22 protein-coding genes are annotated in these 25,674 nt (G+C 42.3%); 5 read left to right on the forward strand and 17 right to left on the reverse strand.

Annotation, left to right across the window (positions count from 1 at the left end):
• Nucleotides 1-106 precede the first annotated feature (106 nt).
• A complete protein-coding gene (gene lacZ, locus E0E36_RS00480; RefSeq protein WP_130854391.1) occupies nt 107-3,328 on the forward strand; it encodes a beta-galactosidase, LacZ type in 3,222 nt (1,073 codons plus the stop codon).
• Between the two features lie 78 nt (nt 3,329-3,406).
• Here lacZ and gmd read toward each other — a convergent pair whose 3' ends face one another.
• Nucleotides 3,407-4,543, reverse strand: coding sequence for a GDP-mannose 4,6-dehydratase (gene gmd, locus E0E36_RS00485; RefSeq protein ID WP_130854392.1), 1,137 nt, complete (start codon nt 4,541-4,543; stop codon nt 3,407-3,409).
• A gap of 212 nt (nt 4,544-4,755) precedes the next feature.
• On the reverse strand, nt 4,756-5,622 hold the full coding sequence (gene rfbA, locus E0E36_RS00490; RefSeq protein WP_130854393.1) for a glucose-1-phosphate thymidylyltransferase RfbA: 867 nt from the start codon (nt 5,620-5,622) through the stop codon (nt 4,756-4,758).
• A gap of 319 nt (nt 5,623-5,941) precedes the next feature.
• Between rfbA and E0E36_RS00495 the strand changes: the two genes are divergently transcribed.
• From E0E36_RS00495 to E0E36_RS00505, 3 genes are all read left to right on the forward strand, one after another.
• Nucleotides 5,942-8,368, forward strand: a complete 2,427-nt coding sequence (locus tag E0E36_RS00495) for a S9 family peptidase (RefSeq protein ID WP_130854394.1) — start codon at nt 5,942-5,944, stop codon at nt 8,366-8,368.
• A gap of 75 nt (nt 8,369-8,443) precedes the next feature.
• A complete protein-coding gene (locus tag E0E36_RS00500; RefSeq protein WP_130854395.1) occupies nt 8,444-9,985 on the forward strand; it encodes a helicase HerA-like domain-containing protein in 1,542 nt (513 codons plus the stop codon).
• 42 nt (nt 9,986-10,027) lie between these two features.
• Nucleotides 10,028-10,936 (forward strand): nucleotidyltransferase family protein, encoded by a 909-nt coding sequence (locus E0E36_RS00505; protein WP_013665037.1) that lies wholly within the window; start codon nt 10,028-10,030, stop codon nt 10,934-10,936.
• Between the two features lie 135 nt (nt 10,937-11,071).
• On the opposite strand, the gene E0E36_RS00510 is transcribed toward E0E36_RS00505, so the two are convergent.
• The 3 genes from E0E36_RS00510 to folB all read right to left on the reverse strand — a co-directional run bounded on the left by E0E36_RS00510 (nt 11,072) and on the right by folB (nt 15,098).
• Nucleotides 11,072-13,102 carry a S9 family peptidase gene (locus E0E36_RS00510; protein WP_130854396.1) on the reverse strand — a complete coding sequence of 677 codons (2,031 nt, stop codon included), beginning with the start codon at nt 13,100-13,102 and terminating at the stop codon, nt 11,072-11,074.
• Between the two features lie 146 nt (nt 13,103-13,248).
• A complete protein-coding gene (locus E0E36_RS00515; protein WP_130854397.1) occupies nt 13,249-14,643 on the reverse strand; it encodes an FAD-binding oxidoreductase in 1,395 nt (464 codons plus the stop codon).
• Between the two features lie 80 nt (nt 14,644-14,723).
• Nucleotides 14,724-15,098: a dihydroneopterin aldolase gene (gene folB / locus E0E36_RS00520; RefSeq protein WP_130854398.1), complete on the reverse strand. Its 375-nt coding sequence runs from the start codon at nt 15,096-15,098 to the stop codon at nt 14,724-14,726.
• A gap of 70 nt (nt 15,099-15,168) precedes the next feature.
• On the opposite strand from folB, the gene E0E36_RS27635 reads away from it, so the two are divergent.
• Entirely contained in the window at nt 15,169-15,339 is a 171-nt protein-coding gene (locus E0E36_RS27635) for a hypothetical protein (protein ID WP_013665033.1), read from the forward strand.
• Here the strand turns inward: E0E36_RS27635 and E0E36_RS00525 are convergent, their stop codons facing one another.
• The 12 genes from E0E36_RS00525 to secY form a co-directional block, all read right to left on the reverse strand.
• Entirely contained in the window at nt 15,340-15,945 is a 606-nt protein-coding gene (locus E0E36_RS00525) for an HAD family hydrolase (protein WP_013665032.1), read from the reverse strand.
• 169 nt (nt 15,946-16,114) lie between these two features.
• Nucleotides 16,115-18,031, reverse strand: coding sequence for a molecular chaperone DnaK (gene dnaK, locus E0E36_RS00530; RefSeq protein WP_013665031.1), 1,917 nt, complete (start codon nt 18,029-18,031; stop codon nt 16,115-16,117).
• 241 nt (nt 18,032-18,272) lie between these two features.
• Nucleotides 18,273-19,472, reverse strand: a complete 1,200-nt coding sequence (locus E0E36_RS00535) for a class I SAM-dependent methyltransferase (protein WP_130854399.1) — start codon at nt 19,470-19,472, stop codon at nt 18,273-18,275.
• A gap of 101 nt (nt 19,473-19,573) precedes the next feature.
• The gene (gene rplQ / locus E0E36_RS00540) at nt 19,574-20,173 is read right to left on the reverse strand and encodes a 50S ribosomal protein L17 (RefSeq protein ID WP_130854400.1); all 600 of its coding nucleotides are present in this window, start codon (nt 20,171-20,173) and stop codon (nt 19,574-19,576) included.
• Between the two features lie 191 nt (nt 20,174-20,364).
• Nucleotides 20,365-21,357 (reverse strand): DNA-directed RNA polymerase subunit alpha, encoded by a 993-nt coding sequence (locus E0E36_RS00545; protein WP_013665028.1) that lies wholly within the window; start codon nt 21,355-21,357, stop codon nt 20,365-20,367.
• Between the two features lie 83 nt (nt 21,358-21,440).
• Nucleotides 21,441-22,049 carry a 30S ribosomal protein S4 gene (rpsD, locus tag E0E36_RS00550; RefSeq protein ID WP_130854401.1) on the reverse strand — a complete coding sequence of 203 codons (609 nt, stop codon included), beginning with the start codon at nt 22,047-22,049 and terminating at the stop codon, nt 21,441-21,443.
• Nucleotides 22,050-22,115: 66 nt separating this feature from the next.
• Nucleotides 22,116-22,505 carry a 30S ribosomal protein S11 gene (gene rpsK, locus E0E36_RS00555; protein WP_013665026.1) on the reverse strand — a complete coding sequence of 130 codons (390 nt, stop codon included), beginning with the start codon at nt 22,503-22,505 and terminating at the stop codon, nt 22,116-22,118.
• A gap of 16 nt (nt 22,506-22,521) precedes the next feature.
• Entirely contained in the window at nt 22,522-22,899 is a 378-nt protein-coding gene (rpsM, locus tag E0E36_RS00560; RefSeq protein WP_130854402.1) for a 30S ribosomal protein S13, read from the reverse strand.
• 93 nt (nt 22,900-22,992) lie between these two features.
• On the reverse strand, nt 22,993-23,109 hold the full coding sequence (gene ykgO / locus E0E36_RS00565; protein WP_013665024.1) for a type B 50S ribosomal protein L36: 117 nt from the start codon (nt 23,107-23,109) through the stop codon (nt 22,993-22,995).
• 144 nt (nt 23,110-23,253) lie between these two features.
• On the reverse strand, nt 23,254-23,472 hold the full coding sequence (gene infA / locus E0E36_RS00570) for a translation initiation factor IF-1 (RefSeq protein WP_013665023.1): 219 nt from the start codon (nt 23,470-23,472) through the stop codon (nt 23,254-23,256).
• A 74-nt stretch (nt 23,473-23,546) separates the two neighbouring features.
• A complete protein-coding gene (gene map / locus E0E36_RS00575) occupies nt 23,547-24,332 on the reverse strand; it encodes a type I methionyl aminopeptidase (protein WP_013665022.1) in 786 nt (261 codons plus the stop codon).
• Nucleotides 24,333-24,340: 8 nt separating this feature from the next.
• Nucleotides 24,341-25,672 (reverse strand): preprotein translocase subunit SecY, encoded by a 1,332-nt coding sequence (secY, locus tag E0E36_RS00580; RefSeq protein WP_013665021.1) that lies wholly within the window; start codon nt 25,670-25,672, stop codon nt 24,341-24,343.
• Nucleotides 25,673-25,674 lie beyond the last annotated feature (2 nt).

The following is a 25,674-nucleotide window of genomic DNA, read 5'->3' on the forward strand; positions in this document are numbered from 1 at the left end:
TGATATCTTTGCCAATCACGATGCTCGCTAGCTTTCGTTAGTTGATGGATTCCGCTGGTTCAGGCTCCTCAATTAGGCGGGCAATAGGCTACTAAAACAAACATACATGAATGCAATAGATCGCTATCTATATAGTCTTATCTTTCTTATAAGCACCGCTTTGCCTCTTGCTGCACAACAGCGGGATTGGGAAAATGAAAAGGTGTTTGAAACCAATAAACTACCCAGTCATGCAACGGCTATTCCCTTCGATAATGAGCAGCAGGCTATCGCTAATATCGATTCCAATTCTTCACTCTATAAAAGTTTAAACGGCTTGTGGAAATTTAACTGGGTAAAAAGCCCGAATGAGCGTCCCAAAGATTTCTATAAAAAGGGTTTTAATGATCGTCAATGGAAGGAGCTTAGGGTACCGTCCACATGGGAGGTTAACGGATATGGCACACCTATCTATACCAACATCACTTATCCATTTAAAGTGGAACCGCCCAAAATCATGAAACCTGTTGATACGTCATGGACTAAACACAAGGAACCCAACCCCGTGGGATCGTACAGACGTAAGGTGGAAATCCCTTCTAATTGGGCTGATAAACAGATCTTCCTGAATTTTGATGGCGTGCAAAGCGCCTTCTATGTATGGGTTAATGGCGAAAAAATTGGCTATAGTGAAGGGAGCATGACAGGCGCTTCTTTTGATATTACGGAATATGTTCAAACGGGTCAGAGCAATTTAATTGCCGTTGAAGTGTATAAATGGAGCGACGGCAGTTACCTGGAGGATCAAGATATGTTCCGACTGGGCGGGATTCATCGAAATGTATACTTGAGCGCCGCCCCGAAATTACATATACGCGATTTTTTTCTGAAATCAATACTATCGGATGATCTTTCTTCAGCAACTTTTATAGCCGACACTTGGTTAAGAAATTCCGGAAAAGGCGGCGACGCGGTCGGAAGTTTAAGCGTGAAGATCTTGGACGCGGAAGGAAAGGAAGCGGTACTCTCTTCCAAAATGGAAGAACGGATCAATCGAAAGATTGGATTTGGAAGCCTCTTTGGGAAAAAGGAAGAGGATGCTGCCTATCAATTGAAAAGCACCATCCAAAATCCCAAGTTATGGACGGCAGAAACGCCTTACCTTTATACGGTAATCCTTACCCTGAAAGACAAACAGGATCAGGTCACTGAAGTTTTATCTAGCAAGTTCGGTTTTAGAAAAATTGAAATTAAGAATAGCCGCTTGTATGTAAACAATAAGCCGATCTTATTAAAGGGCGTGAATCGACATGAAACACATCCCGTTTTCGGCAAGGCCGTACCTTATGAAAGTATGTTGGAAGACATCCAATTGATGAAGCAAAATAACATCAATACGGTACGTACTTCTCATTATCCCAACGACCCACGTTGGTACAAGTTATGCGATGAATATGGCCTCTATGTAATTGATGAAGCGGATTTGGAAACCCATGGAGCGAAGGCAGATTTAGGAAATAGCATCAGTTGGAAACCGGCCTACATCGATCGGCACAGGCGGATGGTACAGCGCGATAAAAACCATCCTTCGATCATTATTTGGTCTTTAGGCAATGAGTCTTGGGGCCATGAGAACTTCAAGGCCGCTCGTGAAGCGGTACTGGCGATTGATACGACCAGACCGCTTCATTTTGAAAGTTACAACGAAGTGGCAGACATTGAATCAACCATGTACCCTTCAGTCGCCAGTCTATTAAAGAGCGGACAAACGGCTAGCACCAAACCTTTTTTGATGTGTGAGTATGGCCATGCTATGGGAAACGCTATCGGTAATCTGAAAGAATATTGGGATGTCATCGAAAGTCATCCGCGCCTTATCGGTGGCTGTATTTGGGAATGGGTGGACCATGGCTTGAGCAAACAGATACCGGGAGCCGCGAAGGGGCAAACCTTTTTTGCTTATGGCGGCGACTTTGGTGATAAGCCGAATGACGGAAACTTTTGCATGGATGGTATATTGACACCGGATAGAAAACCGACGGCCAAGTTGGAAGAAGTGAAAAAAGTGTATCAATATGTAAGCTTCACGGCAGCAAATCTTGTGGAAGGAAATGTCCGTGTAAAGAATAAATATGCTTTTCTGGACTTGAACAATTTTACATTGGATTGGGTACTAACAGAGGATGGCAAGGAGGTTCAGCAAGGCGTACTCCCGCCGCTGAATCTGGCACCGGGCGATAGCAGCATCTTACGTGTGCCCATCAAGCAACCGCTCTTAGCTCCGGGGGCATCTTATCATTTGCAACTTTCTGTTAAATCAACTAAGGATGAGCGATGGGCTCCGAAAGGGACCGTTGTAGCAACGGAACAGTTTGAAATGCCCTACCGAGCGCCGGTACAAGTTGCCTACTTGGATACGGTGACCACCCTGCCTGATATTATTGTACTCCAAAAAGAAGATGAGGTTACCTTAATCGGCAAAGAGTTCCATGTAGGATTCAATCGCAATAATGGCATGATTTCATCCTTGGCTTATCGAAATAACCAGCTGATCGAAGGTCTCGGAAATGGTTTGAAATTGAACATCTATCGGGCTACGCTTGATAACGACCGCGATAAAGATTGGGGACAAGCCATTCCGTGGGAAAAGGAGGGATACGACTCCCTGTCGTTTAAGGTAAATGATTTCAACATCAATCAAAGCAGCCGTAAGTCGGTCCAGGTTACCGCATCGGTAATCGCAAGTACCAAGTCCGGGTATGAAATTCCGCTCAATCTTGTATACACCGTGTACGGAAACGGCATTATACATGTCTCGGCCTTTATCAACCCCAACAAAGACGGACTACCCCTGGCAAGGATTGGTTTTAGCGCAACCGTCAATGGGCGACATAATACTGTTGAATGGCTGGGGCGAGGGCGGCATGAGAATTATATCGACCGTAAGCAGGCTGCCTTTTTTGGTCGTTACCAAAGTACCGTGGAACAGTTAGGAAGCAATTATATGCGCCCCCAAAGTATGGCGAACCGAGAAGATACGAAGTGGGTAAAGCTTACGAATACGAATAACCAGGGAATGATCGTTGTTGCAGACAATAAACTCGGCTTTAGTGCTTCTCATTATACCGAAAGGGATTTGCATAAGGCCAAGCATCCTTATGAGTTAAAGGCAAGGCCGGAAGTTATATTACATATTGATTATGCACAACGAGGGTTAGGTAATGGTAGTTGTGGACCGATTACGCTGCCGCAATACCAAATTGCCAAAGAACCCATCAACTTCAGCTTTAGCTTGCTCCCTTATAGTATGATGGACGGGGATGCAGCAGACTATGTTAGAAGACACTAGAGGCGTAGGGGGTGAAGGCATAAGGTTTAGAAGGTTGTGCAGGTCGTACACCTTAAACCTCATACCTAAAATACCCCGCTACTCAAAGTAATTCATCGTTTTAAAGCCGCCCTTTTTAAGGTATTCCTCTTTACGCATGAGGTGTAGATCAGACTCCATCATGTCAGCTACCAAGCTTTCGAGATTGTATTTTGGTTTCCATCCAAGTTTAGTCCGCGCTTTTGTGGCATCGCCGATAAGTAAATCGACTTCCGTTGGTCTAAAATAAGTAGGGTCTACTTTAACAACCGTTTGACCGAATTTGATGTTAGCCGGGTCTATTCCCAGTGCCGTCAATCTTTGCTCATCTGCATCTATAATAACACCCTTCTCCTGCTCATCCTTTCCACTGAATTCAATTTCGATACCTACATGGGCAAAACTCATTCGCACAAAATCACGTACGGTAGCCGTAACACCTGTCGCAATTACATAATCCTCCGCCTGCTCCTGCTGGAGAATCAGCCACATGGCTTCAATATAATCTTTAGCATGCCCCCAATCGCGTTGCGCAGAGAGGTTCCCTAAATATAACCGGTCTTGCAACCCTAGTGCAATCTTGGATACTGCGCGGGTAATCTTTCTCGTCACAAAAGTTTCGCCCCTTATTGGGCTTTCATGATTAAATAGAATACCATTACATGCGTACATTTTATAGGCTTCACGGTAATTGACCGTTATCCAATAGGCATACAATTTTGCTACCGCGTAAGGAGATCGGGGATAGAACGGAGTTGTTTCACTTTGAGGTACTGCTTGTACGAGCCCATAGAGTTCAGAAGTGGAAGCTTGGTAGATACGGCATTTCGCTGTCATTCCTAACAATCTGACTGCTTCCAATAAGCGGAGCATACCTAAACCATCGGCATTGGCTGTATATTCGGGGGTATCAAAACTGACCTTTACATGGCTTTGGGCTGCAAGGTTGTAAATTTCATCCGGTTGGGTTTCCTGCACTAAACGAATCAGATTCGTTGAATCGGTCAAGTCGCCGTAGTGCAAAGTAAATTTCGGATTCGCTTCATGGGGATCCTGATAGAGATGGTCGATCCGATCTGTATTAAAAAGCGAGCTTCTCCGCTTCACACCGTGGACACGGTAACCCTTTTTTAGCAGAAATTCGGCTAAATATGCACCGTCCTGTCCGGTAATTCCTGTTATTAATGCTGTTTTCATTTTTATAGCAATCAGCTGTCAGTTATCGACCGCCAGCCTTTTTGTATTTTTTATTAGCCTTTACTCAAGCTATACCCTGAGTACTCATATTAGTTGAGAGTTTAAACAGTGTTAGCTACTTAAATTTTATTTACTAACCACTTAATTGCTCAATCACGAAGCACACCCTAGTTTTATTCATCACTCAAAATTCATCACTCATCATTAACAAACTACTTCCTTCCCACTAGTCGCAATAGGTATTCCCCATAACCACTCTTTACCAAAGGTTCAGCGATGGTCCGTAATTGATCGGCGTTAATATATTTCATACGATAGGCTACTTCTTCGATGCACCCTATTTTCAAGCCCTGGCGCTCCTCAATAACTTGCACGAATTGACCTGCCTGCATTAAAGAAGGAATGGTACCCGTGTCCAACCAGGCCGTGCCACGACTGAAAACCCCTACTTTTAAACGACCCGCTTCTAAATATTTTTTATTCACGTCAGTGATCTCATACTCACCCCTTGCAGACGGCTCGATATTCTTGGCAATCGATACGACCGAGTTATCATAGAAATAAATACCCGGAACGGCATAATTTGATTTGGGTTCTTTTGGCTTTTCTTCGATCGATAGCACATTCTTGTCCTCATCGAACTCAACAACACCATAACGTTCGGGATCGGACACGGGATAAGCGAAAACGACGCCGCCTTCCGGATTAACACTCTGTTGCAACAACTTAGACAAGCCATCACCATAAAAAATATTATCTCCCAAAATCAGCGCCACCTTATCCTCACCGATAAATTTTTCTCCTATAACAAAGGCTTGCGCTAAGCCATTGGGTTCTGCCTGAACGGCATAAGAAAACTTGCAACCAATCTGCGAGCCATCGCCTAACAATTTTTCAAAGTTGGGCAAATCGTGTGGCGTGGATATAATCAAAATCTCATTTATACCCGCTAGCATCAGTGTTGATAAGGGGTAGTAAATCATCGGTTTGTCATACACAGGCATCAGTTGCTTGCTTACCGCCAGTGTTAAGGGATGTAAACGGGTACCTGATCCTCCTGCTAAAATAATACCTTTCATGAATTATATTTTTTCTTATTTAGATGATTGTTCTATTCTTTTTTCCAATTATTTTATCGTAAAAGTATTGATTTTTTGCCATATCAAAGAACGATGGATAAACAAGCCCGGATTTCCCGTTCAACTTACATTAGTCCTTGCAATTAAAAGAACGTATTTACACATATGGCACTTCGTTCTTAACGGCGAATACTCAGTTTTTTATATCTCATGTTAGGTATTTCGGGCAATTATTGGCATATTGCAGCTATTTTTAATCACCTAATATAATTGGCTCACGATCGACCATTTTAACAGTATTTTAATTAAAATAATATACATGAAGAAAACACTACTTAGCCTCTTAATTTTTGCTGCTACTATATCCGCCCGAGCGCAGGAGCAAAAGGGTTATCAAAGCCCACCCGCCAGTATTCAAGAGCTCTTGAACGCACCGAATACACCGGTTGTCCGGTTTAATAAGAGTGGTACCAAGTTATTGCTTTTACGCGTGCCTGATTATCCATCCATTGAAGATGTTTCCCAGCCCATTCTTGGCCTCGCCGGTTTACGTATTAATCCATTGAATAATTCTTCAGCCGTATCTACTACTTATACATCGATGGCGATCCAAGAAGTAAATTCAACCAATGAAAAACTGGTGGAAGGTTTACCAAAGTCGGCAAAGATTGGCAATATTACTTGGAGTCCGAATGAACAGTATCTTGCTTTCACGAATGCAACAAAAGAAGGAGTAGAGCTGTGGCTCGTCGATATCGAAAAGTTACAGGCCAAAAGAATATCCGAAAGATATGTAAATGATGCCTATGGGCGAACCTTACAATGGGCTCCTGAGGGTAATCAATTATTGGTACAGCTGCTTGTGGATGCAAGAGGTACGCAACCCCGGGAGAGCCTGGTCCCAAGTGGACCGATTATTCAGGAGAACATTGGCTTGGCGGCTCCATCCAGAACTTATCAGAATCTGCTAAAGAATCCTTACGACGAGACGCTTATGGATTACTTCTTAACTTCTCAACCTGCCTTGGTAAGTCTAAACGGTGAAGTGGAAAAGATCTTAGCTCCAGGAATTTATCGTGACCTAGCTTATTCTCCCAACGGTAAATATATACTTGCTCAAAAGGTGATACGCCCGTATTCTTATTTAGTGCCTATTTATTCCTTCCCATTTGAAAATATTATTTATACCGCTTGGGGAAAGGAAGTGAAAAAATTGGCGACATCTCCTTTAGCTGAAAATCTTCCAACCGGCTTTGATGCTGTCATTAGTGGCGCTAGGGAGTTTGGATGGCGGACCGATGCACCTGCCACTTTATACTGGGTAGAAGCACAGGATGGAGGTGACCCAAACAAAGAACAAGCCATCCGCGATGTAGTCTTTACCTTGAAAGCACCTTTTAATCGAGAGGCCGTTAAATTGACGTCAACCACTTTGCGATATCAAGGGATTGAATGGGGCAATAAGCAGTATGCTGTTTTAAAAGAAGAGTGGCGGAAAGATAGAAAAGAAAAGATGACGCTGATCCATCCGGAAACGGGAAAGATCGTTAAAGTCATTGCCGACCGCTCGTCTGAGGACAGTTATACCGATCCAGGCCAGTTCGTCCATGCTGACGGACCTTACGACAGACCTGTCCTGTTATTCGAAAAAGAAGCAGAGCCTATGGCTTTCAGTATAGGAGTCGGATCTTCCCCAGAGGGCGATCGTCCCTTTTTGATGAAGTGGGGTTTGTTAAGCGATCGAAAGGACACCCTCTTTAAGTCTAAAGCCCCCTATTATGAAGAGCCCTTATTTTTTAATAATAAAGGCGTTGTATATGTTTCCCGCGAGTCCATAGAACAAGCACCGAACATTTATCGGATAGATTTGAAAAATGGCAATGGTATGTCGTTGACTACCTTTCCCGATCCTTATCCAAGTCTCAAAGGAGTTAGTAAACAGCAGTTATCTTATCCGCGTAAGGATGGCATTAAACTAACAGCAACCTTGTATTTACCCAAGGGTTATACCAAGGAACAAGGCCCGCTACCGGTTTTGATATGGGCTTACCCTAAAGAGTTTAAAAGTTTAAAGGCAGCAGGACAGGTAAAAGGCTCTCCATACCGTTTTACACGGCTTGCTTTTCGATCGCCCGTCTATTGGGTAACCCGTGGCTATGCGATTTTGGATCAAACCGACATGCCTATTGTGGGTGAAGGTAAGGAAGAGCCCAATGATACCTTTATCCAGCAAATTCAAGATAATGCGCAAGCCGTAATTGATTATGTTGTGGATATGGGTATTGCCGATCGAAACAGAATTGCTGTTGGAGGGCACTCTTATGGAGCTTTTATGACGGCAAATCTGTTAGCCCATACCAATCTTTTTGCTGCGGGAATAGCTCGAAGTGGTGCGTATAATAGAACCCTTACACCTTTTGGTTTTCAGTATGAATCGAGGACCTATTGGGAGGCTCCCGAGGTGTATTACCAAATGTCGCCTTTCAGCTATGCAAATAAAATAAAAACACCTTTATTGATGACCCATGGCTTGGATGACGAAAATTCCGGGACTTTCCCTATACAAAGTGAAAGACTTTACAACGCCATTAAAGGCCATGGAGGAACGGTCCGTTTAGTACTGCTCCCGAAGGAGTTCCATGGTTATCGAGCAAAGGAATCCATTATGCATACATTCTGGGAAATGGATTGTTGGCTTGAAAAATATGTCAAGAATAGAAAAGTAACCGATAAACAAACGGAATAATAATTGCAAAGGCGAAATTGCCAATTTTGTAAGCAATAAAAATTGTGTAATTTGCATCGGCTTAAATTATTAAATATGGCTGATATCGACCAGTTTATTGCAAAAATAACCGCTTCCTATCAACCGAAGGGCGAATTTATCTATCTTGGGGCCGGGATATTGGATGGAAACATTGTAGCACAAGCAGAGGTAAATCTTGCTTTAAAGATGATGAATCGGCATGGCCTGATCGCGGGCGCGACAGGTACCGGAAAGACACGTACACTTCAGCTCATCGCTGAGCAATTATCGGATGCCAATGTGCCTGTTTTTATGCTCGATGTAAAAGGCGATTTATCGGGTTTACATGAACCCGGAAAAACGAATGCGGCATTGGAAGAGCGGGGAAAAGCGCTTGGTAAACCATTTGTACCGGCAGGTTTTCCTATTGCGCTTTATTCGCTTTCGGGAGAACTTGGTGCACCGATGCGCGTCAAGATCAGTGATTTTGGACCCATCTTATTGGGACGGATTCTCGAGTTGAATGATACACAGACAGGCGTTCTTTCCGTTTTATTTAAGTATGCGGCGGACAAATCCTACCCTGTAATAGATCTGGAAGATCTAAAGAAATTATTAAATTACTTAACGTCAGAAGATGGTGCGCTCGAAATAAAGGAGAGCTACGGAAAAATCAGCAGTGCTACCTCTACTACCATTTTACGCAAAATCGTGGCTATAGAGCAACAAGGGCTTGGCCACATTTTTGGAGAGCCTGCATTGGACCTAAACGATTTGTTTGAACGCGTAGATGGGAAGGGGGTCGTCAGTCTGCTGAATATTTCGGATATTCAAAGTCAACCGCTTTTATTTTCTACTTTTCTGTTAAGCTTACTATCCCAATTGTTTGAACAGATGCCGGAAGTAGGCGACTTAGATAAACCTAAGCTTATCTTCTTTTTTGATGAGGCACACCTTCTCTTCAATGGAGCTTCGAAAGCGTTTTTGGGTAAAATAGAGCAAATTATCCGCCTCATACGATCAAAAGGAATAGGTGTATTTTTTTGCACGCAAGCAGCTACTGATGTGCCTGACACCGTGTTGGGCCAACTGGGAAATCGCGTTCAGCATGCCTTACGAGCGTTCACACCGAATGATGCGGAAGCATTGCGCAAAACAGCAAAAACCTATCCGCATTCCGACTTTTACGAAATAGACAAAACCCTAACCGGTTTAGGTACCGGACAGGCCATCATTACGGTCTTAAATGACAAAGGAATCCCCACGGAAGTGGTAGCGACTCACCTTATTCCGCCGAGAGCGGTCATGGGGCCTTTGGATAAAGCTAGCTACGATGCCCTGGTAAATGAGTCGGCCATTTATGGCAAATACAAGGAGGCTGTTAACACACGAAGTGCAGCTGATATATTGGAGGAAAATGAAAAGGAAACAATCGTAGCGGAAGAGGAAAAACCGATACAAAAAAAAGGGGCAGGTAGTAGCTCGAGAGAAACACCTATGGAGGCCATGGCTAAGAGCGCATCACGGACACTCGGACGTGAGGGCATCAAGTTTTTAACCAAACTCGGAACTGCAATTATAGCATCGCTTATTGGCGGAAAAAAAAGAAAAAACTAAAGAAAAATAACAACGTTAACTAATAATAAATTAAAGAAAAGAATGAAACCCACCTTATTGATTTTAGCAGCAGGTATGGCTAGCCGTTACGGAAGTATGAAACAAATCGATGCCTTTGGTCCCAATGGGGAAACGATCATTGATTATTCGATTTATGATGCGATCAAGGCGGGATTTGGAAAGGTAAGCTTTATTATCCGTGAAGAGTTTGCCGAACCATTTAAAGCTATTTTTGAACCTAAACTAAAGGGGAAAATAGAAACTGACTATGTTTATCAAGGCACGGATCTTCGAAAATATGGCATTGATAAAGATATTGAAAGAGCAAAACCTTGGGGAACGGCACATGCTGTTTTAGAGGCCCACAATCAGATAAACGAACCTTTTTGTGTGATTAATGCGGATGATTTTTACGGTTATGATGCTTTCGAAAAAATGGCGAAATTTTTGACTACGGAGGTGTCGGACGAAACATTCTCGTTGATGGGCTATCAGGTTGATAAAACCTTATCAGACCATGGTACTGTTTCACGCGGTGTATGTGCGGTGAACAGTCAAGGAAATATGACGGCCATTAATGAACGCACGCAAGTGTACTTCAAAGAGGTTAACGGCGAAAAGAAAGTTTTTTATGAGGAAAATGGTGTAGAGACTGAAATCCCCAACGATACACGTGTATCTATGAACTTTTGGGGTTTTACACCGGCTGTATTTGAAGAAACGAAAAAGCTTTTTATCGATTTTGTAGAAGCCAATCAGCACAATCCGAAAGCAGAATTTTTTATTCCTTTAGTAGCTGATAGTCTAATCCAATCCGGCAAAGCGGCTTTTAAAGTAATTCCAACGGCTGAAGAGTGGTTCGGTGTTACTTATAAAGAAGATAAACCGATTGTTCAAAAATGTATTTCTACGCTCGTTGAAAAAGGAGTTTATCCTGCTAAGTTATTTTAGCGCAAGGTTAAGTAGTTAAGTGGCGAAGTAGTTAAGTAGTTAGTAAATGGCGGGAATTGGTTAATATGGAGTAGTTAATAAGGGCTATTCACTATTCCCTTATTAACTATTTAACTACTCTACTACTCAACGAACCTAAAGCGTTTCCTTCAACCAAGTGAAGAATTCACGTTGCCATACAATGGCATTCTGAGGTTGCAATACCCAATGGTTCTCTTCGGGGAAATAAAGCAATCTGCTTTTTATTCCTTTTAGCTGCGCCAACTGGAAAGCTCCTAAACCTTGTTCGATGCCCACACGAAAATCCTTCCCGCCCTGTACAATTAATATAGGTGTGTCCCATTTATCTGCGTAGCTTATCGGATTAAATTGTGTATAAGCTTTCGGTGTGGGTTGCTGCCAATAGTTGCCTCCCAGTTCCTTGTTGGCAAAGAAAAGTTCTTCCGTAGTGCCATACCAACTGCGTGTATCGAAGAGGCCATCATGTGCAATAAAGGTTTTGAATCTATTTTCGTGTACTCCTGCAAGCATAAATACCGAATAGCCTCCGTAGCTTGCACCTACAGCACCCAATCGATTCTTGTCGACATAAGGCTCTTTGGCGACATCATCAATCGCACTTAAATAATCGCGAATAGGCTGTCCTCCCCAATCGCCGCTAATAGAGCGATTCCATTCCACACCGTGTCCGGGCATTCCTCTCCTGTTGGGTGCTACCACAATATAGCCTTGTGCGGCGATTAACTGCATATTCCATCGGAAAGAGTAGAATTGCGATAAAGCTGCCTGTGGCCCGCCTTGACAATACAACAAAGTCGGATATTTCTTATTGGCATCAAAATCAGGTGGGTAAATGACCCACGAAAAGAGATCTTTTCCGTCTGTTGCTTTGGTGATACGACCTACCACCTTGCTCTGGGCGATCGAAGCGTTCAATTCATCGTTTACATGGCTCAATTGCTTCAGTTCTTTAGATTTACGGTTAAATGTGTAGAGTTCGGCTGCATGGTTCATATCGGTCCGACTTACAAGCAATAGGTCACCGCTTTCACCATTTACCGAAGTGATATCATAATCGCCCTTGGTTAATTGTTTCACCTGTTTAGCGCCAACTTTGCTTAAATCTTTTGAAAGTGCGATTTCAAAAAGTTGAATCGTTCCTGCGGTGGGCGCTGTAAACCAAATTTTGGAGCCGTCTGCACTCCAAAGGAAACCACCTACCGTCTCATCCCAATCCTTGGTTAAGTTATAGGTTGTTGACGTTTTCAGATCGCGGACAATTAGATCATTTTTATCCGATTCGTAACCATCTTCTTTCATGCTCAACCAAGCCAGGTAGTTAGCATCCTTACTAAAAGCCGGCGCTACATCGTAACCCATCATTCCGTCGCTTAGATTTTTGGTTTGTTTGCGCTCGATATCGTAAGCATAGAGATCGGTATTGGTACTTTGTGCATAGTCTGTTCCGAATTTCTTTTTGCAAACATAGATGATTTGCTTACTGTCGGGGCTCCAAACCATATCTTCCGCACCTCCGAATGGTTGTTGCGGGGTGAAGTAAGGCTCATCAGCCATGATGTCAACCGGCTTACCAATTATGCCGTTTTGATAGCTTGCATAAAAAACGTGGGAAAACTTCCCATTAAACCAAGTGTCCCAATGGCGATTATTCAAGGAATTGAAAATGTAGGCATCGGATTTCTTAAGATCCTCATACTTATCGGCGCTTTGCACTTTTTGCAAGGCTACTTCCTGAGAGAATAAGATATACTGTCCGTTGGGTGAAATTTTAACATTACTCAATTCCCCATCAAATTTCGTCAGCTGTTTAGGTTCTTCTTTACCCGATTCCAGAAGCCACAATTGGCCCTTACTTAAGTAAAGTATATTGCCGTTTTGTTCCAAATGAACGAGTGTTTCACCTCCTTGGCTTTTAGTCAGTTGCAAGGCCTTGCCACCATTTAACGGAATTTTATAAAGATTACGTTCACTATTATTTTCCGCCAGATTGTAGTGTGTAACGCCATAAATGGCATATTTCTTATCGGGCGTTACCGCCTCTGCGCTAACCCGTCCCAATTTCCATAATAGTTCGGGCGTGAGCGGTTGCTGTGCTTTTACAGATCCTGCTGCCAAAATAGTCGCTAAAATTAAGGTTTTGTTCATGTGTGTGAAAAGTTCAAAAGTCAAAATTAAAAATTCAAAAGGAAAAAAGCTACCGTTCGCATCTGCTCATTGGCTGGCTTTCACTATATCTAAGCTATAAACACCGTACTTTACGGGTGTGCCCGAGCTCCGCTTGCCGGACACCATTAAAATATCTTTCCCGGATTCAGGATGCCTTTCGGGTCAAACACCTTTTTAATACCGCGCATGAGGTCTAAATGGAGGGTGGAATACTTTAAGGGCATATATTCTTTTTGAACCAAACCGATGCCATGTTCGCCGGAAATAGTTCCGCCCAGTTCGATGGTTAAGTCGAATATTTCTTTGATTCCTTCCTTCAGCTTATGGTGCCAGTCGTGCTCAGTCATTTCTCCCTTGATGATATTAACATGCAGATTGCCATCGCCTGCATGACCGTAACAGATCGATTCAAAGCCATAGCGTGTGCCGATTGCTTTTATACCTTTAATCAAGGTAGGCAGCGTTGCACGTGGAACTACCGTATCTTCTTCTTTATAAATGGAATTGGCTTTCACCGACACAGGCATGGTACGACGTAGGCGCCACAAGATTTCTTTCTGGTTAGCCGTGTCTGCCAACAAAACATCCAAGCAGTTTTTTTCTTCCAGTACTTCGTTCACCTCTTCACATTGCAGCATCAGCTCGTCGAGGCTATTTCCATCCAACTCAATTAATAAGAAAGCTTCCATTTCCGGAAGAAGATTAAATTGAACCTGATCATAAGAGATGACCCATTCAACGCCCTTTCGCTCCATAAACTCTACAGCGGATGGAATAATACCTTTTCTAAAAATGGCACCAACTGCTTCGCAGGCTTCCTCATTGGATGCAAAGGAAGCGAAAAGTAATAAGTCTTGCTTAGGTTTCGGAATTAATTTAAGCACTGCTTTACAAATAATACCCAAGGTGCCTTCTGAACCGATAAATAGTTGAGTAAGGTTATAGCCCGACGCATATTTCAAGGTGTTTGCACCTGTCCAAATCAGTTCTCCCGTAGGGAGGGCCACCTGTAAATTGAGTACATATTCGCGGATTGTTCCGTATTTCACAACACGCGGGCCACCGCTGCCATGAGAAATGTTCCCGCCGATGAAGCAAGATCCTTTGCTGGCCGGATCAACGGGGTACAGAAGATCCTTCGTAGCAGCTAAATTGATTAACTCTTCTGTAACAACACCGGTTTCAACAGTCGCCTGCAAATTTCTTTCATCGATGGCTATAATCTTGTTCATACGTTGCATCGCGATCATCAAGCCTCCATAAATAGCCAGGGAGCCGCCCGATAGTCCGGTACCGGCGCCCCGAGGTGTAACAGGGATGCTGTGCTCATGGCAGATTTTTAGCAGAGCAGCTACCTCTTCTGCCGTTTCCGGTAGGGCAATAAGGTCTGGTGAATAGTGTAAGTCTTCTGTCTCGTCATGCGCGTAGTCTGCCAATACAGCGGGATCGCTCACTAAACGATCTTCGTTGATTGCCTGCTTGAATAATTGCAGAATATCCGGTGTAATTTTATTCAACATGTTTTAGCGTTCAGCTTTCGGCTGTCAGAAGTCAGCCCGATTTCGGTTTATATTACGAAGCTATAAGTGGAAACAAGTCTTTAAGTGCCCGATTGCCAGTATAAACTTACTTCAGCAGTTGCAGCATCTCCACCGAAAGGCGGATTACTTTTTCTCAGGGATACCTCTATTTCATTTACCTCGTGGAAATTTACCTTAATACTATTAAGTATGTTATCCACAACCGTTTCCAACAGTTTTTTCGGTTGAGCCATCTCCTCTTTGGCAATGCGATAAAGCTCTTCATAATTGATCGTTTTCACCAAATTATCATCCGTATTCAATGTAGGGTTGCTTACAAAGCAAATGATATCTAAAAAAAACTCGTTTCCAAGCATCTGCTCTTCGTGATAATAGCCATGGTAAGCATAAAAACGAGCATTTGTCAGTGCTATTTTTCTCTTATATTGCTCCATCCAACAAACTTAAGCATTTTCCTACTCAAAACTTTTTTGCCTGTCGGATGGTTGTATAAAAAAAGATTTTATGAGTCGAAGCAATTATATCATTTGGCCGGCAGCAATTATCCTGCTCACAAGCATTAGCAGTTGTGACTTTATTGCCGGAGTATTTAAAGGCGGCGTGTATGTTGGCGTCTTTTTAGTTATCATCGTCATTGCCATTATCGTATGGCTGATCAGTAAAGCAAGGCGTTAGTTATAAAACCTGTAAACGAATCAGTTCTTCCTTCAACTGATCGGGGTTTTCAAAAGTAATACTTTGTATACCGAATTGACGGGCCGCATCTGTGTTTCTTATATTGTCGTCGATAAAAAGGCATTCATTCGCCATTAAATGATATCGATCCAGCAATAACTGATAGAAGGCGGGATGTGGCTTTCTTAAACGTTCGGTACCTGAAACTAGGATGCCGTCAAAAAGGCTAAAGAAGTCAAATCGCCGTAGAGCAATGGGGAATGTTTCTGCCGACCAATTCGTGAGTCCGAACAATTTGTGTTTTCCGGATTTTTTCAACTGTTCCAGGATCGCAACGGTTCCTGCTATCGGTCCTGCCAACATCTCTTCCCAACGGCCATAATAGGCTTCAATTAGCTCCTTTTTTTCCGGAAAACATTGAACAAGGGCCTCAGTTCCTTCCTTGAGGGTTCGGCCTTCATCTTGCTGCTCATTCCAGTCGGATGTACAAATATTCCCCAGGAATTCCTCCATCGCTGCCTCCTCAGCAAAAAGTTTTTTATAAAGATACTTGGGGTTCCAGTCGACTAAAACGCCTCCGAAATCGAAGATAATGTTCTTGAACATAGCTAAAGTTTATTGGCTAAACTTAGCTAATTTGTCTGAATATGCAAAAAAGCGCTACACTTGTTTGTTCCCAAAAAGGAACTAATAAAAAAATGCGAAACACAATTATCGAACATAAAAAAAGCCGCAATGAATATTGCGGCTTCTTTATTAAGAATTGAAAAAAAACTTATTTTTTATCATCATCTTTTACTTCCTCAAAATCTACATCAGTTACTTCATCTCCGGTATTGCCAGGCTGTTGTGCTTCTCCCTGAGGGGCACCCTGAGCACCGGCTTCCTGAGAAGCTTTGTACATTTCTTCAGAAGCTGCATTCCAAGATGCTTGCAATTCTGTTTGTGCAGTTTCCAAGGCCGCGAAATCTTTAGCAGCGTAAGCCTCTTTTAATTTGGCCAAACCACTTTCGATCGGTGCTTTCTTGTCGGCACTGATTTTATCGCCATACTCTTTCAACTGTTTCTCTGTGGAGAAGATAAGCGCATCTGCTGCATTTAGCTTATCCACTTCTTCTTTGGCTTTTCTATCTGCGTCAGCATTCGCTTCTGCGTCGGCCTTCATTTTCTTGATTTCCTCATCACTTAAGCCTGAAGAAGCTTCGATACGGATTTTTTGTTCTTTCCCGGTTGCTTTATCTTTCGCGGATACGTGTAAAATACCGTTTGCATCAATATCAAATGTTACTTCAATTTGTGGCACGCCACGAGGTGCTGCCGGAATTCCATCTAAGTGGAAACGACCAATCGTACGGTTCTGTGCCGCCATAGGACGTTCCCCTTGCAAAATATGAATCTCTACCGAGGGCTGGTTATCCGAAGCCGTGGAGAACACTTCCGATTTTTTAGTTGGGATCGTTGTATTTGCTTCAATCAGCTTAGTCATTACACCTCCCATGGTTTCAATACCCAATGACAAAGGCGTTACGTCTAATAGCAATACATCTTTCACTTCACCGGTTAATACACCGCCTTGAATAGCTGCCCCTAAAGCAACCACCTCATCCGGGTTAACCCCTTTAGAAGGCTCCTTACCGAAGAAGCTCTTCACTGCTTCTTGTATAGCCGGAATACGAGTAGAACCACCTACCAGAATAATTTCATCGATTTCACTGGTTGAAAGACCGGCATTTTTCAAGGCTGATCTACAAGGATCGATGGTACGTTTGATTAAGTCTGAAGCCAAAGACTCGAATTTAGCACGGCTTAAGTTACGCACCAAGTGCTTTGGCCCGGTTGCATCAGCCGTGATATATGGTAAATTGATTTCGGTAGAAGATGTGCTGGAAAGTTCGATCTTTGCTTTCTCTGCAGCTTCTTTCAAGCGTTGCAAAGCCATGGCATCTTTACTTAAATCCAATCCGCCATTATCGCTCTTAAATTCTTCAACTAACCAATCAATAATTACTTGATCGAAGTCGTCCCCCCCTAGATGGGTATCGCCGTCTGTAGATTTCACTTCAAATACACCATCACCTAACTCAAGAACGGAAACGTCATGCGTACCACCACCGCAGTCGAACACAACAATCTTCATGTCCTTGTGCGCCTTATCCAAACCATAAGCTAAGGCAGCGGCTGTAGGCTCATTAATGATACGTTTAACATTTAACCCGGCGATTTCGCCTGCTTCTTTAGTAGCCTGGCGTTCGGCATCGTTAAAGTAGGCTGGAACAGTAATAACGGCTTCTGTTACCTCCTGACCCAAAAAATCTTCTGCCGTCTTTTTCATCTTCTGCAAAATCATGGCAGAAAGCTCTTGTGGTGTGTATTTCCGATCACCAATTTCAACGCGAGGTGTATTATTGTCGCCTTTTACTACTTTATAAGGTACTCGGGCGGCTTCTTCGGTCACTTCATCAAAACGTCTACCCATAAAGCGCTTAATGGAGTAAACAGTCTTTTGAGGATTGGTAATGGCCTGACGTTTAGCAGGATCTCCCACCTTACGTTCACCATTATCTACAAAACCTATGATAGAAGGTGTGGTACGTTTACCTTCATTGTTTGCTATAACTACCGGCTCATTACCTTCCATTACAGCGACGCAAGAGTTGGTAGTACCTAAGTCAATTCCAATAATTTTAGACATATCTTATTTGTTTATATTTACAATTTGCTGTTTTCTAATACAAATTATCAATGCCTGTGCCAAGTTCACGTTTACGACATAATGTCAGCCCGCTTGCCTCTCAGGCGAAGGCTCCTTTTTATGATACGAAAAAGTATAGCAGCGTTATGTGAAGCTATTCTTCAACAAAGCTACTGAATGATGCAAGCAGGGTCAACTTAGTTTTCGATAACCTAGTAAACAGCATCACAATGCGTATCAATTAGTTCTCCAATTGCAATAAAGACTCCAAATAGTGTTTCTCCAAACCAAAAAAAGCCTTTGTTTGGTTAATCTGTAATAGAATCTGCTTTCGGCGTTCTGCCGGTATGGATGATGTTTTACTGGCCACGATCAGCACATTTTTTGGTGTGTGTGCATCGGATATAAATTCGAGCACTTTGGTTTTATAGCCGTAATACTCCAGGAATAACGTCCTTAAAGCATCTGTCAACATTTCAGCCTGTCGTTCTAAAAAGATGCCAAATCGCGTAATAGGTTGAATTTCGGCAGTCATCACAGCCCTTTCCATTTGCCGTCTGACTTGTTTGTGACAGCAAGGCGCTACGACTATAAGCTTTGCGCCGGCCTTAATACCTTGATAGATTGCATCATCAGTCGCCGTGTCACAGGCATGTAAAGCCACTAACATATCCATGTTTGGCTCATCATACTCCACAATGGCACCTTGCTGAAACTTTAACAAAGGAAATGCAGCTTGTTGTGCAATGCGGTTACACAAGCTTACTAAATCTTCGCGAAATTCAACACCTGTAACTTCCACTTCCTTCAATCCCAACACGTTGTAGAGGTAGTCATAGAGTGCAAAGGTCAAATAGCCTTTTCCCGACCCCATATCCACCACTTTCTTCAGGTTTTCCTTGCCTATATCCTGAATCAAAGGACGCAATAGCTCTATATAGTGATTAATTTGCTTAAATTTATCTTGGGCATTTTTATAGACTTGCCCGGTGGCGTCCGTAATTCTTAGCTCGTGCAAGTAGCTTTTGTTAGCCCCCGGTTTAATCAGTCGATGCTTTTCTTTATCGTGCGCCAAAGATGGCTGCTGTTTAATAGACGCCGTTTTAACCTGGAGTCTCTCCTGCCCACTTTGGTTACGCGTCCAATAAAAGTCATTATTTGTAGTAAATAAGGTAGCAGCATAAAATCCATGCTTCAGGTAGCTCTCAACTTGGGCGACACCTGTTTCAATATCCAAATTTTTAACCAGGTCGCGCCGACGGAAGCGATGGGTAAAGTTTAACTTGAGCTCGCGTTTCACCAGGATGAGTCTTACCTGGATTTGTTTTAACTCATGCTCATCTCCCCGGTAATTTCCGAGCGACAATTTAACAAAGTTATCTTGCTGTAGGCTCGACTTCAACTGAAAAATGAATGTTTCGATCGATGTGGGATTTTCCATACAATTGCCTTTTTATAAAAGCTTCCGGTTGATCTTGCATATGCGATAAACAAAAAATCCCCTAAAAAGGGGATTTTCGATGATTAAATGCTACAAAGCAATTACTCGGCATCCTTTGCCTCTTCAGCGGAAGCTTCCGGTTCAGCTTTTGCCTTTGCTTTTTTCTGTTTAGGAGCCTCTTCAGCAGTTTCTTCTGCGGCAGGAGCTTCCTCAACTGGTGCAGTAGCTTCTTCAGCAGTAGCTACTACTTCTTGCTCATCAGCCTTTGCCGATGCCTTTTTCTTTGCACCACGACGACGAGTCGATTTCTTCTCAACCTTCGCACCACCGGTAGCGTATACTTCGTTGTAGTCGACCAATTCGATCAATGCTACTTCTGCATTGTCGCCGGGACGGTTTGCCAACTTGATAATACGTGTATAACCACCCGGACGATTAGCCACTTTCTCGGAAATCTCGCGGAACAGGATGGTTACTGCTTCTTTGTCTTTTACGTAGCTGAATACAGTACGACGAGAATGCGTAGTATCGCTCTTTGATTTAGTGATCAAAGGCTCTACATATGTACGAAGCGCCTTTGCTTTTGCTAAGGTAGTTACGATGCGCTTATGTTTGATAAGCGATACGGCCATGTTAGACAATAGGGCCTTACGATGGCTAGCTGTGCGGCCTAAGTGATTAATTTTTTTTCCGTGTCTCATTGTTCTTTGTTTTGTGCATACCGTTCTTGTCTAATTCAAAAGTCAAAAGCCAAAATTAAAAAACCATTACAGCTCATCTTTCATGCGGCACAAAGCGTACCTTTTTAATTTTTACCGTCCCTACGGGAGGCAAGCTTTTACTTTTTACTTTACAAGAGGAATTATGCAACAGGTCGCTTAATTATTCCTATTTATTCTTCATCCAGTTTGTATTTCGACAAATTCATACCGAAGGACAAACCTTTAGATTTTACAAGTTCTTGAATCTCTGTAAGAGATTTTTTACCGAAGTTTCTAAACTTAAGCATATCAGCTACATCATAAGAAACCAACTCGGCTAAGCTACGGATGTCAGCAGCTTTTAAACAATTTAATGCACGTACAGAAAGATCTAAGTCAACCAATTCAGTTTTCAAGATCTTACGCATATGCAAGATTTCCTCATCCACCTCTTTTGTCTCCTCCTTCGTTTGAGATTCCAATAGAATGTTCTCATCCGAGAATAACATAAAGTGATGAATTAAGATTTTAGCAGCTTCTTTCAATGCATCTTCCGGATGGATTGAACCATCAGTAGAAATATCCAATAAAAGCTTCTCGTAATCTGTTTTCTGCTCTACACGGAAGTTCTCGATCGTATATTTCACATTCTTGATCGGTGTATAGATAGAGTCAATTGCGATAACCCCTACTGCTGCATCGGCAACTTTATTCTCTTCAGCATTGACATAACCACGGCCTTTGTTTACGGTTAACTCTACTTCCAAAGTTACAGAGCTCTCCATATTACAAATAACCAAGTCAGGATTGAGTACAGTAAAGTTGTTAGAATGACTGGTAATATCTCCAGCTTTAAATTGATCTTGACCGTTGATTACAACAAAAATCTTTTCTGAATCTCCTGATTCTCCTGTTTTCTTAAAACGTACCTGTTTAAGATTCAGGATAATCTCAGTCACATCCTCTACTACCCCAGTGATGGTAGAAAATTCATGTGAGACACCGGAGAAACGAACAGAAGTAATTGCATAACCTTCTAATGAAGATAACAAAATACGGCGTAGAGCATTACCTATGGTTACACCGAAACCCGGCTCTAACGGTCGAAATTCAAACGTTCCGTCAAAATCCGTGGATTTTTGCATAATAACTTTATCCGGTTTCTGAAATGCTAAGATTGCCATTTATTTCTAATTAATTGTTTGATTGAAATGATTGCAAGCAAACAAGTACCCGGAATGAACCGGATACTGGTTTGCTGTATAAACTATTTAGAATACAACTCAACGATTAGCTGTTCCTTGATATTTTCAGGAATCTCATCGCGGTTAGGATAATTCAAGAACTTACCTGTAAGTCCGTTAGCATCCCATTCTAACCAGCTATATTTATTTTGTTTTCTACCGGCAACGGAATTCGCAACAGCTTCCAACGTTTTAGAACGCTCTCTAACAGCGATAACATCGCCGGGGCGTACGCTGTACGAAGGAATGTTGACTACCTGACCGTTTACGGTGATATGTTTGTGTCCTACTAATTGACGGGCTCCGGCACGTGTAGGTGCAATACCTAAACGAAAGACCGTATTATCTAAACGAGCCTCTAAGAATTTGAGCAAGTTCTCCCCTGTAATGCCTTCTTTTGAAGCAGCTTTATCGAAAAGGTTAGCGAACTGACGCTCTAATACACCATAGGTATATTTTGCTTTTTGTTTTTCTTGCAGCTGAATAGCGTATTCAGACTGTTTACCACGGCGTTTTGAAACTCCGTGCATACCCGGAGGGTAATTTTTACGCTCTAATGCTTTATCAGGACCAAAAATCGGTTCTCTGAATTTACGGGCTATTTTGGACTTAGGTCCGGTATATCTTGCCATTTTTTTTCTCTTTTAAAGTATCATCTAACCCAAGGCTAGAGAATCTTAGCTTTAAAAATCCGTTAATTAAACTCTTCTCCTTTTTGGTGGACGACAACCATTGTGCGGAAGTGGGGTAATATCTTTTATTGAAGTCACCTCAATACCCTGAGTTTGTAAAGTACGAATGGCAGACTCACGTCCGGCACCTGGTCCTTTTACAAAAACTTCAACTTTACGCAAGCCTAAATCATGCGCAACTTTACCACAATCGCTAGCAGCCTGTGAGGCAGCATAAGGGGTGTTCTTTTTCGAACCTTTGAAGCCCATTTTACCGGCAGACGACCAAGAAATTGTTTGACCTTGGTTGTTGGTAAGTGTTACAATGATATTGTTAAAGGTTGCATTGATATGAGCCTGACCAACAGGTTCAATCACCACAATACGCTTCTTGGTTACTTTTTTACTTTTAGCCATTGTATTGTATCAATTATTATTTAGTAGCTTTTTTCTTGTTAGCAACAGTCTTACGCTTTCCTTTACGGGTACGTGAGTTGTTCTTTGTACGTTGCCCACGAAGTGGTAAACCCTTACGATGACGTAAACCACGGTAACAGCCGATATCCATTAAACGCTTAATGTTTAGCTGTACCTCCGAACGCAAAGCACCTTCTACTTTTACACGATCGTTGATGATTGTACGAATTGCTGTTAACTGATCATCAGTCCATTCCTGTACCTTTGTATCCTCATCAATACCCGCTTCAGCTAAAATGCTCTTTGCGGTTGAAAGACCGATACCATAGATATAAGTAAGTCCGATTACTCCTCTTTTGTTTCTTGGTAAATCTATACCTGCTATCCTTGCCATATTTATTATTACGGTTAAAAGGCTTAAGGTTTAAGGTCTAAGCAATAAAGAAAACCTTTTGCCTTTTTCCTCACACCTATTTACCTCTAAATGTTATCCCTGACGTTGTTTAAACTTAGGATTCTTTTTGTTAATTACAAATACTTTTCCTTTACGGCGGATGATTTTACAATCAGCGCTACGTTTTTTGATAGATGCTCTAACTTTCATCTCTTATAATTATTCGTTATTATTCGTTTTGTTAACGGAATCTTTCTTTCGATGCCGTATTTATTATGTTCACCGAGAACAATCGTTTAAAACCTATAGATCACAAGCGAACAAAGGGCGCATCAATTGCCTGTTCTGTTCTCCTTATTTATACCGATATGTTATTCTACCTTTTGTTAAATCGTAAGGAGACATCTCTAACTTTACCCTATCCCCCGGCAATATCTTAATGTAATGCATCCGCATCTTGCCGGATATATGTGCGATAATTTCGTGTCCATTTTCCAACTCTACACGAAACATAGCATTCGATAATGCTTCTTTAATGACGCCGTCTTGTTCAATAGAGGCTTGTTTAGCCATATGTTATTGATTATTATGTATTTATAAACCCTGCACAAACAGGGATGCAAAGTTAAAAATAAAAATGCTGATTATCAACCTTTTTTGTTTAAAACTTCTTCAATGTATGAAAAGGTGGTTAAAACATCAGCTTTGCCTTTACTTACTGCTACGGTATGCTCAAAATGAGCCGATGGTTTTTCATCAATTGTACTGACGGTCCAACCATCCTCCCAAAAACGAACGCCGGCTTTCCCTAAATTGATCATAGGCTCGATCGCGATGACCATTCCCCGCTCCAACTTCGTTCCCTTGCCGCGCTGTCCATAATTTGGCACTTCCGGTTTCTCATGAAGGTGGATCCCCACCCCATGGCCAACCAACTCCTTTACAATTCCATAGCCGTAAGTACGCACATGCTCCTGTACAGCAAAGGAAATATCGCCTACCCGCTTTCCCACAACTGCCTGTTCTACGCCTTTATCCAAACTCTCCTTCGTTACACGCAAGAGTTGCTCTACCTCTGCAGATACGGCTCCTACGGAAAACGTATAAGCTGAATCACTGATGTAACCATTCAATACTACACCGCCATCGACACTGATGATATCTCCCTCTTTCAATTCATAACTCCCGGGGAAACCATGAACAATCTGGTCGTTTACTGAAATACAAAGCGAATATGGGAATCCGTTATAGTTGAGAAAAGCGGGAGTTCCGCCATGGTCCTGAATAAATGTAAATGCTAATTTATCCAAGTCAATGGTTTTTACTCCCGGTTCTATTTCTTTTGCTATTTCCGCCAGTGTTCTGGAAAGTACATCGGCACTTTTGCGGATCTGTTCGATATCTTCGTCTGACTTATAAATCAATTTCGACATGCTCGCCTCTATATTGTTGGATCTGCTACACCACTTGCTACAGCAGTACGACCCTTAACGCGACCGGTTTTCATCAAACCGTCATAGTGGCGCATGAGCAAATGACTTTCTATCTGTTGAAGTGTATCAAGCACTACTCCTACTAAAATCAGTAAAGAAGTACCTCCGTAAAAATGTGCAAATTGACTGTTAACGCCTAATAAACTAGCAATCGCGGGCAATATTGCAATGATTGCTAAGAAAATCGATCCCGGCAATGTGATTTTGGATATGACACTATCAATATAACCACTGGTAGCCAAACCGGGTTTTACCCCAGGAATGAAACCTCCATTTTTCTTCATGTCATCCGACATCTGCTGAGGGTTCACCATAATAGCTGTATAGAAAAACGTAAAGGCAATAATTAAAATCGCAAACGTTACATTATACGCTACGGAAGTAAAGTTACTCAATGAAGTCAAAAACGATGATTGAAGATTCGGAAAAAATTGGGCCAACGTAGTGGGTATAAACATAATTGCTTGCGCAAAGATGATGGGCATTACACCGGCTGAGTTCACTTTTAATGGTATGTATTGCCGTACCCCCCCGTATTGCTTGTTACCAACAATTTTCTTGGCGTACTGTACCGGGATCTTACGGACACCTTGTACGATAAGGATCGTAAACACCACCACAAAGAACAAAGCTGCTATCTCAACAATGAAGGGAATTAAGCCACCATGACCATCCATGCGTGAAGCCCATTCACTCAACATACCACTCGGCAATTGTGCAATGATACCCACCATGATGATCAAAGAAATACCGTTCCCGATACCTTTATCAGTAATCTTCTCCCCTAACCACATCACAAACATGGTTCCTGCGGTTAAAATGAAGGTACCAACAAGCGTAAAGAACGGTTCATCCATCGTTTTGGCTTCCGGGCTAATCTGCGACCTTAAATAAGCTACGGCTTGAACAAGGGTAATAGCAAGGGTCAAGTAACGGGTTATCTGTGTCATCTTCTTCCGTCCACTTTCGCCTTCTTTTTGTAGTTTCTGAAAATACGGAACGGCAATACCTAAGAGCTGCACCACGATGGATGCAGAGATGTAAGGCATTACCCCTAACGCAAATATTGCCGAACGGGAGAAAGACCCACCGGCAAACATATTAAGTAAACCCAATATACCATCCTTCGCTTCCTGACTGAGCGACTGCGGATTAACACCGGGTAATACGATATGAGAACCTACACGGTAAATCAAAAGAAATAGAAGCGTATTTAAAATACGCGTTCTTAAGTCTTCGATCTTCCATATATTGGTTAAGGTTGTGATTAGCTTCTTCATTT

Source organism: Olivibacter jilunii (assembly GCF_900607235.1).
Taxonomy (GTDB): Bacteria; Bacteroidota; Bacteroidia; order Sphingobacteriales; family Sphingobacteriaceae; genus Olivibacter; species Olivibacter oleidegradans.